The organism is Chondromyces crocatus (assembly GCF_001189295.1).
Taxonomy (GTDB): Bacteria; Myxococcota_A; Polyangia; order Polyangiales; family Polyangiaceae; genus Chondromyces; species Chondromyces crocatus.
On sequence record NZ_CP012159.1, the window covers coordinates 6,356,704 to 6,368,987 of the forward strand.

The 12,284-nt window shown below is 69.5% G+C and carries 12 protein-coding genes; 5 read left to right on the plus strand and 7 right to left on the minus strand.

Translation table 11 applies throughout. The features are described from left to right. Positions 1–76 precede the first annotated feature (76 nt). On the plus strand, positions 77–1,390 hold the full coding sequence (locus CMC5_RS23305; RefSeq protein WP_050432484.1) for a HEAT repeat domain-containing protein: 1,314 nt from the start codon (positions 77–79) through the stop codon (positions 1,388–1,390). Between the two features lie 134 nt (positions 1,391–1,524). On the opposite strand, the gene CMC5_RS23310 is transcribed toward CMC5_RS23305, so the two are convergent. After that, on the minus strand, positions 1,525–2,772 hold the full coding sequence (locus tag CMC5_RS23310; RefSeq protein WP_050432485.1) for a hypothetical protein: 1,248 nt from the start codon (positions 2,770–2,772) through the stop codon (positions 1,525–1,527). Between the two features lie 95 nt (positions 2,773–2,867). Between CMC5_RS23310 and CMC5_RS23315 the strand changes: the two genes are divergently transcribed. Both CMC5_RS23315 and CMC5_RS23320 read left to right on the plus strand, forming a co-directional pair. Then, positions 2,868–3,377, plus strand: coding sequence for a hypothetical protein (locus CMC5_RS23315; RefSeq protein WP_156338818.1), 510 nt, complete (start codon positions 2,868–2,870; stop codon positions 3,375–3,377). Further along, positions 3,374–4,708 carry a KGGVGR-motif variant AAA ATPase gene (locus CMC5_RS23320; RefSeq protein ID WP_050432487.1) on the plus strand — a complete coding sequence of 445 codons (1,335 nt, stop codon included), beginning with the start codon at positions 3,374–3,376 and terminating at the stop codon, positions 4,706–4,708. Before CMC5_RS23315 ends, CMC5_RS23320 begins: the two co-directional genes overlap by 4 nt. A gap of 142 nt (positions 4,709–4,850) precedes the next feature. Here CMC5_RS23320 and CMC5_RS47010 read toward each other — a convergent pair whose 3' ends face one another. The 3 genes from CMC5_RS47010 to pdxR all read right to left on the minus strand — a co-directional run bounded on the left by CMC5_RS47010 (position 4,851) and on the right by pdxR (position 7,877). Next, positions 4,851–5,192: a hypothetical protein gene (locus CMC5_RS47010; RefSeq protein ID WP_218920043.1), complete on the minus strand. Its 342-nt coding sequence runs from the start codon at positions 5,190–5,192 to the stop codon at positions 4,851–4,853. 366 nt (positions 5,193–5,558) lie between these two features. Further along, positions 5,559–6,017 (minus strand): carboxymuconolactone decarboxylase family protein, encoded by a 459-nt coding sequence (locus CMC5_RS23330; protein ID WP_050436082.1) that lies wholly within the window; start codon positions 6,015–6,017, stop codon positions 5,559–5,561. Positions 6,018–6,188: 171 nt separating this feature from the next. Beyond that, on the minus strand, positions 6,189–7,877 hold the full coding sequence (gene pdxR / locus CMC5_RS23335; RefSeq protein ID WP_050432489.1) for a MocR-like pyridoxine biosynthesis transcription factor PdxR: 1,689 nt from the start codon (positions 7,875–7,877) through the stop codon (positions 6,189–6,191). A 171-nt stretch (positions 7,878–8,048) separates the two neighbouring features. Between pdxR and CMC5_RS47015 the strand changes: the two genes are divergently transcribed. Next, positions 8,049–8,534: a cupin domain-containing protein gene (locus tag CMC5_RS47015; protein ID WP_050432490.1), complete on the plus strand. Its 486-nt coding sequence runs from the start codon at positions 8,049–8,051 to the stop codon at positions 8,532–8,534. A gap of 12 nt (positions 8,535–8,546) precedes the next feature. Here the strand turns inward: CMC5_RS47015 and CMC5_RS23345 are convergent, their stop codons facing one another. Both CMC5_RS23345 and CMC5_RS23350 read right to left on the minus strand, forming a co-directional pair. Continuing rightward, positions 8,547–9,317 carry a hypothetical protein gene (locus CMC5_RS23345; RefSeq protein ID WP_245677709.1) on the minus strand — a complete coding sequence of 257 codons (771 nt, stop codon included), beginning with the start codon at positions 9,315–9,317 and terminating at the stop codon, positions 8,547–8,549. A gap of 265 nt (positions 9,318–9,582) precedes the next feature. Next, on the minus strand, positions 9,583–10,524 hold the full coding sequence (locus tag CMC5_RS23350) for a cation diffusion facilitator family transporter (RefSeq protein ID WP_218920045.1): 942 nt from the start codon (positions 10,522–10,524) through the stop codon (positions 9,583–9,585). Between the two features lie 177 nt (positions 10,525–10,701). Between CMC5_RS23350 and CMC5_RS23355 the strand changes: the two genes are divergently transcribed. After that, positions 10,702–11,340, plus strand: coding sequence for a P-loop nucleotide/nucleoside kinase family protein (locus CMC5_RS23355; RefSeq protein WP_218920047.1), 639 nt, complete (start codon positions 10,702–10,704; stop codon positions 11,338–11,340). Positions 11,341–11,511: 171 nt separating this feature from the next. On the opposite strand, the gene CMC5_RS23360 is transcribed toward CMC5_RS23355, so the two are convergent. Beyond that, the gene (locus CMC5_RS23360; protein ID WP_050432492.1) at positions 11,512–11,871 is read right to left on the minus strand and encodes a BPSL0067 family protein; all 360 of its coding nucleotides are present in this window, start codon (positions 11,869–11,871) and stop codon (positions 11,512–11,514) included. Positions 11,872–12,284 lie beyond the last annotated feature (413 nt).

Below are 12,284 nucleotides of genomic sequence, written 5' to 3' on the forward strand. Positions count from 1 at the left end.
AAGCTCTCCAGGGTGCCCTCCTGATGATGGAGGAATCCTTGACGCTCTGACCCCGCCACGGAACCGCCGACCCTCGATGACGTCCGAGCTGCTCGACCGCGCACAGAATCCCCTGACCCCGCTGCCCGAGCTGGGCGTCCTGGCGCGTTCGGGCGACCGCGCTGTCGTGCTTTCTGTGGCTCGAAACCCGTCGTGTCCGGCCCGCACGCTGAGATGGCTCGCCCTGCGTGGCAACGTGGAGATGCACGCAGCCCTCTGCCAGAACCCAGGGGCTCCGCTCCGCCTGCTCTTCAAGCTCGGCGTACGGAACCCCGAGGCCTTCGCCGCCAACCCGCTCACGCCTGGGCTACTGGACAGCCGTGAGCCGGTGAAGAAGCCGCTCGTGCCGTGTTCCCTGCTGGGGGCATTGCTCGCACTGCCAGCGGCCCGGATGTCGCTCTTGCCGAGCGCGGTGAGCCACCCGTACCCCTCCGTGCGGCGAGCCGCGGCGGCGAGCCCTCTGCTCCAGTCCAGCGATCGTGACCGACTCGCCCGCGATCGCGACCCCAGGGTCCGTGCGGCAGCTGCTGGACATGGCAGTCTCGAACCAGCGCTCGCGCGCCGCTTCGCCATGGACGACAAGGGGATCGTGCGAGAGGCGCTTGCGCGCAACAGGAGCACCCCCGCAGAGATCGTGCAGGAGCTCGCACGCGACGGCGATCCGTCCGTGCGGCTGGGGGTTGCCTGGAACGAGACCACGCCCTGGGAGGTCCTCATGGTGCTGATCGAGGATCCGTCCACCGCCGTACGTCGTCGGCTGGCCAAGCGGCTCACGAGGGACGAGGCCGCGTTCGTCACGCTGGCGCGCGATCCAGACGCGGACGTGCGTCGCACCCTGGCGGCGAACTCCTGGACGCCGCAGGCCGCGTTCGACGTGCTCATCCATGATCCTCTCTTCGACGTTCGTTGTCACGCCGCACGCAATCCCGCCTTGCCACCTGCGCTCGTGAAGGTGCTCTCCCGCGATGAGGATTTTCGGGTGAGGTGCGCGCTGCTCCAGCGGCCGGACATGGAGGCGTGGCTTCCCCTCCAGCTCGCGACGGACGAGTCCGAGGAGGTGCGGGTGTACGTGGCCCGAGCCTACCAACCAGCGACCCCCACCTCGGTCTGCGAGCGCCTCGCGACCGATCCCTCCTCGCGCGTCCGTGGCGCGGCCATCTCCTCGAATCGGCTCTCCGAGGCCACCCTGGCGAAGCTGGCGAAGGATCGAAGTGCCTTCATCCGTGGGGAGGTCGCAAGCTACCGTCACACCCCACGGCGCATTCTCGTGGCGCTGACCCGAGACCCCGCGTTCGCTGTGCGCTTGTGTGCGGAGGAGTCCCTCGCGAAGCGAGAGCGAGAGCGAGGCTGAACCGCTGACAGGCTCCAGGGATGAGCCATCGCGGCGGAGTGCGCCCTCGTCGGTATCCTCCGCCAGGCGGCGAGCACCGCGGGTTGCCCTGTGCCCGAAGGCGCGCGCGATGGAGGGTGTGCCCTCTCCGCCCTTCACCCGTCCGCCCTGGCCAGGGCCTGCGCCGCGGCCGCGCTGAGCGAGAGCAGCCTGTCTCGGCTGGGCACCTCCAGGTCGAGGAGCGCGAGAGCCAGTGCCTCTTCCTCTGGCAGGACGCTCCCTCGGCCATCATCGAGAGTGCGCTCGCTCGGCGCGACGACGGGCCGCGCCACGCGCTCCCTTCCAGGCTCGTCCCCCGAAATGACGCTGTCCCACGCCATGACGCTCAGCCAGGCCGGCTCGGTGAAGCGCGCGTCGAAGAACGGGTGGGCGCCGGTGAGCGCTCGATAATACAGAATGCCCACGGCGAGCAGATCGGCGGGGTGGGGTTCGCCTCGCGTCCGGGGCACCTGGACGAGGTATCTGCCACGGCTCGGGAGGATGTGGATGCTGTCCCCACTCGCGTCCAGGGGGACGGCGATGTCGTCCCAGCTCAGGCTGCGGACGAAGCTGTGCCAGTGATCGTGGAGCGTGTCACCTTCGGCGAGCGGACGGGTGATCGCGTAGGGCGGCAGCAGGGGGTACATGGTCGGACTGCACACGAACGTGAGGATGTCGCTCGTCGGCCCGGGGCTGGGAGGAGGCGGGAGGAGCAGCATGGCGCCCGGATCGATGAGGGCGAAGCGATCCTCGGTCGGCGCGACGATCACGTTGGCGTCGTGCAGATCGCCGTGCAGGCCGGCAGCGAGGGCGTCCCAGAGCGAGAGCATCATGCGTGGAAGCAGCCTCCGCTGCGTTCGCTGCGGGAGCGTGCCGAGGGGAACGCCGGGATGCCAGGGCATGAGGAGGCCGAGGGCTGGCGCCCGGTCCGGGAGGTGGCACCGTGCGAGGTCGAGGACCTGATGGTTCCAGTGCGGCTCGGTGTCGCGGATGCGCTGGGCTTCCTCGGTGAGAAGCATCTCCGCGGTCACGGTCGTGGTCTCGTGGACCTCCCCAGGCTGCGACGTCCCTTCCCTCGCGTCGCTCCCGGGTCGGCCGCCGTGGTCGACGAGCTGCAAGGCGCCCCAGGAAGACGACGCCAGGATGCCTGCGCGGGAGATCATGCTCCAGATCGTGGACACGGTGCCCACGGTGCGCGTCGCCCGGTAGGGAGGCATTCCCTGCTGGTGTTCGGCGGCGATCTTCAGCGCGAGACGGCGGCCACTGGCTTCGAGCTCGAGGACCTCGAAGCGCTCGCCCACGTGCACCCGTCGGACGACGAGCGCCTCGCCAGAGCCGTCGATCCTGCAGGTCGAACCGCGCATGCTCCGATGAAACCGCGATCCGTCTGGCCACGCCAGGGTGCATGGGGCAGGGCGACGGTTCGCGCGATCGCGCGGTGCGGTGGTAGCGTGCTCGTGTGAGTCGGGTCAGCTCGTCATCGCCCCCGCCCGAGCCCAGGGTGAACTACGGGGAAGCCGCTCGGAGACACCATCGCGATGCAGAGACGCTGTTCGCCGCGGGCCGACACGCCAACGCGGACCACCTCTATGGCATCGCGGCGGAGTGCGCCCTCCTCGGGATCCTCCGCGGCAGTCCCGCGGCCCGCAAGCTCTTCGACGCCGAGGGGACGGTGAAGGAGCCCATGCGCAGGCACGTCAACGTCCTGTGGAACCAGCTCTCCAAGGAGGCAGAAGGGCTCCGGCTGGGGAAGGCGATGGGCCGGCTGCAGCAGCATTTCTCGGTGAACCCGTTCACGGGCTGGAGTGTGCGGCAGCGCTACCTCTCCGACCAGGGGGTGCTCATCGAGGTGACCGAAGAGACGTTGCTGAAGCACCGCAAGGCTGCCGAGCTGTGCGTGCGGCTCCTCGACGACATGCGGCCGCCACGCACCGAGCGATCCGAGCACGTCGAGAGGTCGTCGCGATGACCTTCACCTCCATCGTGCGCTTCGACGAAGCCTTCGCACACGCCCGGGCGATCCTTGCAGCGCACGCGGGACGCCTCGGAGGCCGGTTCGTCCTGATCCGGGACGTGCAAGGTTGCATCTCGGTGCTGACCGACATCGCGCCGGGGGCCGATGCGACCGCTCTCGCGCAGGCGCTGTCGACGCAGCTCGGGGCCTTTGGTGGGACCCCCGAGGAGGTCTTGCTGTTCCCCGACGACTTCTTCGATGCCGAGCGGCTGTTCCGGTCACCGGATGCGCGTCCGCTGTTCCCGCCCGGCCACGATGAGGCCGTCGCCGGCCACGTGCTCTTGCTCGAGCGGGAGATCACGGGGCTCGACTGGATGCGCGCTCCCCTCCCCGTTCCGGACGCCTCCGGGAAAGAGGCGCCCCGGATGACCTTCTTCGGCGTGAAGGGAGGCGTCGGCCGCTCGACCGCGCTCACACTCGCCGCGAGGGCTCTGGCGCGCGCCGGATCGCGGGTCCTCATCGTCGATCTCGACCTCGAGTCCCCCGGGCTGGGGCCGCTCTTGTTGCCAGCAGACAGCACCCCGCGGTTCGGCATCCTCGACTACCTGGTCGAGGAAGCGGTGGGCCAGGACGACGATGCGCTCCTCTCGGACATGGTCGCGCGGAGTCCCCTGGTCGAGCCGGATCGAGGAGCGATCCTGGTCGCTCCCGCCACCGGGGTGGGAGGTCACTACCTCGCGAAGCTCGGCCGCGCCTACCAGTCCGCGGCCTCGACGGACGGAGCGCGAGAGCTGGCAGAGCGGGTCGACCGGATGATCTCGCGCCTCTCGCGACGAGAAGATGCCGATGTGGTCCTCATCGACAGCCGCGCTGGCCTCCATGACGTGGCGGCATTCGCCGTGACCCGCCTGCGGGCCCAGTCGCTCCTCTTCGGGGCCGCGGCGGAGCCCATGTTCCACGGCTACCGGCTCCTCTTCGAGGAGTGGCGGGACCATCCGAACCTCTCCGCCTTCCGCGACAAACTTCGCATGGTGGCGGCCCTCGTCCCCGAAGCCGACCGCACGGCGTACCTGGATCGGTTCCTCGCTGCGAGCCACCACCTCTTCTCGACGACGCTCTACGAAGCGGCGCCCGCCCAGGTGGCCGGAGGCGAAGCGCGTTTCCACTTCGATCTCCACGACGCGACGGCACCGCACCATCCGCTGGCGATTTCCTGGAGCCGCGCCTTGCAAGAGTTCGACCCGGTGTCGCGGCCGGGGGCAGCGCCGGACGCTCGGGTCATCGAAGCTGCGGGAGCCTTCTGCAGCCAGGTGGGAGCGCTCCTGAAGCGCGAGGTGGCGCTGTAGCAGAAGCAGCCCTGGCGGCGGCCACGCTCGTCATCCTCTGTCCGTGTCCGCGGGATCTGGAGCCATCCACGGGCTCCCGAGCGCGATGACGTCCGGTCGGTCGATGCAGCCCTCATGGCCCCAAAGAAGGGTTTGCGTCTGCTCAGGCGAGATGGCGAAGCCCCTGCCAGCGATGGTCCGGCGTTCGGCGGAAGAGTGCTGGGTACCACGGCACGGCCACGCCGATGCGGAACACGACCTTGTGGTAGAGCGTCTTTCGCCAGTGATCGAGGATGACGTCCTCTGTGCCGTTGTAGATCACGACCCCGGTCCGTCCCGCACCCACGGTGAAGCACTGCTTGCCGCGCCAGCGGACGATGACGCCCTCTCCAGTTCTCTTGGTGTCCACCCAGTGAAATTGCCCGAGCGCTTCGGAAAGCACGACATGGCGTGCACGCGGCTGGAATGCTGATCCCTCCTCGCACTGGACGTCGTGCCAGACCATCCAGCCTTGCCCTTCCCCTTCGGGTCTCCTGGACGCGAGATCGAGCTGCTCCGGCGTGGCGTTACGCAGGGTCGCTTGCGGCTCGCCCCGTGAAGCTCGGGTCCAGCGGGTGTGGATCGTCTGAACCACCGTCGTGAGGGCATCCGATCTCGGGAGCCTGTCTTGTTCTGCCATGAAGGGGGGATTCGAGCGTAATCGAGTCGTCTCGTCCGTACGTGCCCTGTCTTTCCCGAGCCCCACGTGCTCATCGACGATGTCGCCGTACGAGATTGGGGCCTCCGCGAGGTGCACCCCAACGTGGCCAGTTCGATGGACGTCGCGGCGCTCTTGCAGCGACCCGTCCCCGGGAGGTGAGCCCCGCGCGGCCTATTTCCCGGGCGGCTGGTACGCTCCCGGCACCGACCGGAAGGCGATGGCCATCCGGTTCCAGGCGTTGATCGTCGCGACCGCCAGGTTGAGCGCCACCAGCTCCTGCTCGGTGAAGTGCTCCCGGGCGCGCGCATAGAGGTCGTCGGAGACATGGTGGTCGGCGATGCGCGTCACGGCCTCCGTCCACTCCAGCGCGAGCTGCTCTCGATCCGTGAAGAACGGGGTGTCTCGCCACGCAGACAGCGCGTACAGGCGCTGCTCCGTCTCTCCTGCCGCCCTGGCGTCTTTCGAGTGCATGTCGATGCAGTACGCGCACCCGTTGATCTGCGAGGCGCGCATGTCGATGAGCACGAGCAGCTTCTTCTCCAGACCGCTCCGATGGACGTGGCCGGAGAGTGAGAGGAGCGCCTTGAAACTCTCGGGGGCGAGGCTCTTGTAGTCGAGTCGAGCTTCCACGTTGAACTCCTCCGGGGCCCTGTGGATGCCCCGTCGTTTGCCAGTGTCGTAGCGAGACCGGGCGGCCGAGACGAGGTCCACTTGTGCTCGAGTGGAAGGGGCCAGTTGTCGGGGACGCAGGCCCCGCCGGGCGGGTCGTCCAGGCAGTGGACTTGCGACGTCGGTCCCCCCTCAGCGCAGCGCCTCGCGCAGCGTGCGCACGCCCTCGACGATCTCGGCCTCTGGCACCGCGGCATAGCCGAGCACGAGCGCTCCTGGTCCCCGCGAGGCGATCCGGAACATCGAGAGTGGGAGCACCACGAGGCCGCGTGCCCAGGCCCGTGCGGCGATCTCGTCCTCGTCACGCCCAGGAGGTAGCCAGCCGAGGAGGTGCATCCCGGCAGGTTCGGGGCGGACGTCCAGTAGCCCATCGAGTTCACGCGCTGCGCACTGGAGCAGCACCTTCTGACGGCGCGCGTACAGAACCCGCATCCGCCGGATGTGCCGTGCGAAGTGCCCCTCGGTGATGAAGTCCGAGAGCACCGCTTGCTCCAGCGTCGGCGACTGCACGTCGGCGAAGGCCTTCGCCGACAGGAAGGTGGGCAAGAGAGCGCGAGGCACCACCAGGTAGGCGAGGCGCAGCGAGGACGACAGGACCTTGCTGAACGTCCCCGCGTAGATCACCCGATCCTCTGCATCCATCCCCTGGAGCGCCGGGAGCGGGCGCCCCGTGTACCGGAACTCGCTGTCGTAATCGTCCTCGAAGACCCACGCGTCGTGCTTGCGGGCCCACGTGAGCAGCGCCTCCCTCCGCGCCGCCGACAGGCTTCCCCCGAGCGGAAACTGGTGCGCCGCCGTCACCACCGCCAGCCGCGCGTCGGGGCGGGCGGCGATGCCCGCAGCCACGTCGATGCCCTCGGCGTCCACGGGCACGGGCACCAGCGACGCCGAGGCCGCCACGAGCGCGCCTCGCGCCCCCAGGTAGCCCGGGTCCTCCACCCACACCGCATCGCCAGGATCCAGCAGCACCTGCGCCGTGAGCGTCAGCGCCTGCTGCGTGCCTCCGACCAGGATCACCTGATCGACGGAGCACCGCACCCCGCGCGCGGTGGTCACATAGTCCGCGACGGCTTGCCGCAGCGGTCCGTACCCCTGCACGTCGATGCGCTCCAGCAGCGAGCGCGCCGACCGAGCCCACCGTCGAGCGAGGAGCTGGCCCCAGACGTCGATCGGGAACCTGTCGATGGCTGGCGTCCCCGGTCGGAAGGCCATCCCCAGCGACGCCGGCATGGGCGGCAGGAACGGGCTGGGGGTGGCCGTCAACCGGGTGCCTCGCGCCGACACCATGTCGCCAAGCGTCCGCGCCTCTCCGGGCGCCGCCTCCGCGCCCTCTGCTCGCCCTGCGTTGCGCTGGCCGCCGTCCCCCTCGACGCACCCCGGCGCTCCCGCCCCACTCCCTCCACCGCTCGGCCGTCCTCCTGCCGTCCTGGTGCCCCGCGCCTGCGTCGGCACAGCGCCCGGCACGTCCTCCGCCTCCACGCCGTCCTGCTTCCTGCCTGCGTCCGTGCTCCTCGTGCCGCCGCTTCGTCCGCGTGCAGGCGCTGCCCTCCCCGACACCTGGAGCGAAGGCTCTGGCAGGTCGGTGGCCACGTACGTCCCCGAACCCACGCGACCCACCAGGTAGCCTTCGGCGAGAAGCTCCTCGAAAGCGTTCATCACCGTGTTCCGTGACACGTCGAGCTGCTCGGCGAGCAACCGCGTCGAGGGCACCCGGCTACCCGGACGCCAGTTCCCGGCGAGGATCGCGTGCCTCACTGCGGCGTAGAGCTGACGGTGCAGGGGTTCGCCATGGCCCCCTTCGAGCGCGACGAAGACCGCCATCCCCCCGGCCGTCGAGCGCCTCCGGCGGCGGACCTTGGGCGCGGGGGATCGCTGCGAGGGACGAGACAAGTGGCACCCATCGATGGGACACGAGTGGCTCTTCTGGCGCGCCCCGCCGCGACTCTAGCGTGCTTCCAGAGCCAGCGGCGAGTGCCGCGGCCAAGGAGGACCGTGAAGATCTCGTCGCGCATCGCGCTCGCGCTCGCCCTCTCCCTGTCGGCCGGTTGCGCCGCCCCTTTGCCCCCTGCGGACGCAGCCTCGTCCCCCCCTGTCGCCTCGCCCCCGGCGGACGCGAAGCCCTCCACCCCTCCGGCGAACGGCACCGCCGCGAGCTCGCAGGTGCAGGTGCTCATGACCCACGCGCTCCCCGAAGGCCCGATGACGGAGGGCCGCGTGCTGGTCGTCGACTTCCCGCCTGGCGCAGAGAACCACGCCCACCACCACGAGGGCGCCGTCTTCGCCTACGTCCTCGAGGGCACGGTCGTCTCCGCCCTCGGGGACGAGCCCGAGGTGCGCTACACGCAAGGCCAGACCTGGTACGAGAATCCGCGCCAGGTCCACCGCGTCTCGAAGAACGGGAGCGCGACGGCGCGAGCCCGCCTCCTCGTCGTCTACCTGACGCAGCCGGGCGCCCCCGTGCTGGTCGTCGAACCCTAGATCACGCGGCATTCACCACCGACGAACATGCTCCGGGGCCGACCCAGGAGCCGGCGGCAGGTGTTCGAGATCGCGCTCCCACCGCACGGGCATGGGGTGCTTGTCCACGTCCCGGATCTGGAGACAGCCGTAAGAGGTCGCGAGGAGGAGCCGCCCCCGCGCATCCCAGTCGGCCCACGTCACGTCGGGCAGCGCCACCTCGCGACCTCGCCGCTCCAGGTGGTAGTCCGGCCTTCGCCCCTCGATCGCGAAGGGGCGCGCCGTGTTCAAGCCCGTATCGGTGAGCACGAGGCGCTCCGACCCACCGGGTCGCGTGCGGACGAGGACGACCTGCCTCCGCTCGTCCCACATGTCGTTCGGCCCGCGTGCTGGACAGCGCTCGTGCGCGGTCCAGCCGCGTCGATGCTCCGCGGCGTACTGGAACGGCTCGGTGCGGGCGAGGCCGTACCGGGCGCGCAAGGGCACGACGTCTCCTTCACCTGGCGGCCCGATGTCCCACGGGGGCTCGTCACGGCCTTGCCGCTCGACGAAGTGGTAGCCCCGTGTCCAGGTGCCGCTCTCTTTCCACGCCGCCAGGGCGTAGAGCCAGGGCAGCTTGCTGACGATGGAGTACGAGAGGAGGCCACCTCCCGACCCAAGGAAGCCACGGGAGGCCGTCTTGAGCAGGAAAGCGTAGAGCAACCGACCGTCCGGAGAGAGGTCGCAACGCCGCGGGTACACGGTGCCCCGGAGCCGAGCGCCAGCGGTGATCTCGTCCGTGAGCAGGTCCCAGCGAGCGATCATCCACGCCTTGCTGGGGCCGCGGCGGAACACGGCTGCCACGGGAGCCCGGGTCGCCGGGAGCACGTACAGCGACGGGGAAGTCGGCTCTTTCGGAGCGCGACCCTCGGAGGGCGTAGGCGAATCGTCGTGGCTCATCCTGACGACCCGAGCATGCCGGGTTTCCATGGCATCGGGCAGGGAGATCGACCGCGGTGGTCCCGACCAGGGAACGCACGGAGCCTCCCTGGCCCGGGAGGGAGGTACGACGCCGATCCTTTCCCGCTCCTCACGGCGACGTGCCGACGCCGCCGCCGTACAGATCCTGGTGGATCAGCACCTCCGCGCCCCCGAACGCTGCCGAGAGCCGCTTCTCCAGCCGATCGGTGATCGCGTGAGCCGCCCCGAGCGACAGGGTGCCGTCGAATTCCACGTGAAGCTGGATGAAGACCTGCGGGCCCGCCACGCGCGTGCGCAGGTCGTGGAACCCCTTCACCTCCTGCTCCTCGCCCACCAGCGCGATGATGCGCTGACGCTCGGCCTCCGGCAGCTCCCGGTCCATCAGCATGTCGACGGCGTCGACGATCAGACGCCAGGCCGTACGCCCCACGTACAGGGCGATGGCGATGGCGATCATGGGATCGGCCAGCGCCCAGCCCAGCCCGTGGCTCAGGCCCAAGGCGAGCAGCACGCCGCCGTTCACCAGGAGATCGCTCGCGTAGTGCACGGAGTCGGCCTTCACCGCCAGCGAGCGGCCCTTCGAGAGGACCCATGCCTGGTAGCGGATGAGCCCGAAGGTCGCCCCCATCGACAGCACCATGACCGCCACACCGATCCACGGGTGGGCCAGGGGCTCCGGCGCAGAGATCCTCTGGATCGCCTGAACCACGATGAAGAGCGCCGACCCGGCGATGAAGACCGCCTGCGCCAGGGCCGCCAGCGGCTCCGCCTTGCCGTGACCGAAGCGGTGCTCGGCGTCGGGGGGCGACTGCGCTTGCCGCACGGCCAGCAGCATGAACAGCGAGGCGATCGCGTCGAGCGTCGAGTCGACCATGCTGGAGAGCAGGCTGACCGAGCCCGTCAGCCAGAAGGCCAGCAGCTTGAGGAGCGCGAGCGACGCTGCGGTCGCCACCGAAGCGTACGTCGCGCGCCGGACCAGCCTGGCGCCCTGGTCGTCCAGCGCCGCCAGGAGACCCGACGCCGACCCCTCCAGCTCCGCTCCTGGCGCCATCACCGCTCACTGTACCGCGCTCGTCAGCGCACCGCAGCGGCCTGAGCCGCGGCCCTGGCCACGAAGCGTTCGACACCGTCTCGCGGGAGAGACCGCGCCAGCGCTGCTCGGCAGGATGTCTCGAGGCGCACACGCTCGGGAGCCATCGCCGCCGTCCGTCGGGCGAAAGGAGCCCTCGTGACATGGAGAGAGATGGCCATCGTCGCGAGACGGGCGCATGGTGCCCCGCGCATCGAGGAGAAGCTCATGGCCACCGTGTTCATCGTCTGTGGGTCGACCGGCGCCGGCAAGACCACGTACTCCATCGCCCTGGCGGCGCGGCAGCGCGCGGTACGTTTCTCCATCGACCCCTGGATGACGACCCTCTTCCACCCCGATCTCACCGAGTTCCGGCTCGAATGGATGCTGGAGCGCATCGCCCGCTGCGAGGCGCAGATCTGGCAAGTGGCCGACCAGCTCCTCGCACTCGGCACGGACGTCGTGCTCGATCTGGGGTTCACCACCCGGGACCACCGCGAGCAGCACCGCCGCCTCGCCGTCGCGCAGGGGGCCAGGGCCGTCGTCCACTACCTCGACGTGCCCACCGAGGAGCGGCGTGCGCGCGTCCTCCGCCGCAACGAAGAGCGCGATCCGAAGGTCTTCGCCTTCGAGGTGACGGGGCCCATGTTCGACTTCATCGAGTCCCGCTTCGAGGTGCCCAGCACAGAGGAGCTCCTGGGGGGCGAGCACATCTCCAGCGTCGACCCTGGAGACGCAGAGGCTTACCCGAGCGGCGATCGCATCACGCTCCTGCGCGTCGACGTCGGGGAGCGCTGACCGTTACCGGGCTCGGTGAACGTCCACGCGACGGCCGGCCCCGCCCCCTCAGGGGACGGAGCGGAGCACGATCCGCCGAGGATCGCACGTCGACGTGTGTCGAAGAGAGGTGTCGAAGAGGAGGGTGAAGCAGAGGCGGTGTGACGTCGAAGACCGTCCTCTCGGACGGGTTCACTCCACCACGTAGAAGGTGTCGCCGTCGTTGCTGCGGTACGGGTCCCCCTCCTGATACCGGATGGTCCGCCTCTGGACAGGCTGCCCGCGCCACTGGTCCCAGACCTCGATGCCGAAGTTGTCGTGCCGGATGTAAACCGCCGCGTGCTTGCCGTTGCGATCGGTCGGATAGTGACCGTCGACGAACGTGGCGATCACGGTGCCCGCGGGAATGTACGCAGCCCCCTGCACATGCTCGCCAGCGCGCCAGCTGGTGGTCGAGGGCATCCTGGCAAGTGTCTGCACGAACCGGACACACTCGCCGTTATCGACGACCTTGCCCTCGTACTTCTCCGCATTATCGACACGGTATGACATGGATTCGTCACCTCCACCGTGCAGTATCGCACGGGAGCAAAGCACGTCCTATGGTGATGCGCCGCGGCAGACGAGGTGCGCTGACGGCGTAGAGCGACACCGTCAGCATCCACTGCGTGCTGGCGTCGAACACCGTGGTGCTCCGGGCGCGTCGCGCGCCATCGTCGCTCCTTCGATTCGATCCGGACGCGAGCCGCACGTCCACGTACGCCGAGAGCGCTGGATCGGGCGCGGAGTGGTTGTGTATACAAGCGGACTCATGAGCGGGACGAAGCCTGATCCAAGGCCGAACAGAACCCCGGAGGAAGAAGCCGCGGGGAACCGGCGCGCGCTGATCGGGTGCGGCATTCCCCTCGTCCTCCTCCTCGTGGGGTTCATCTGGGTCATCTACGCCATGCGCATGTCGGCTGGAG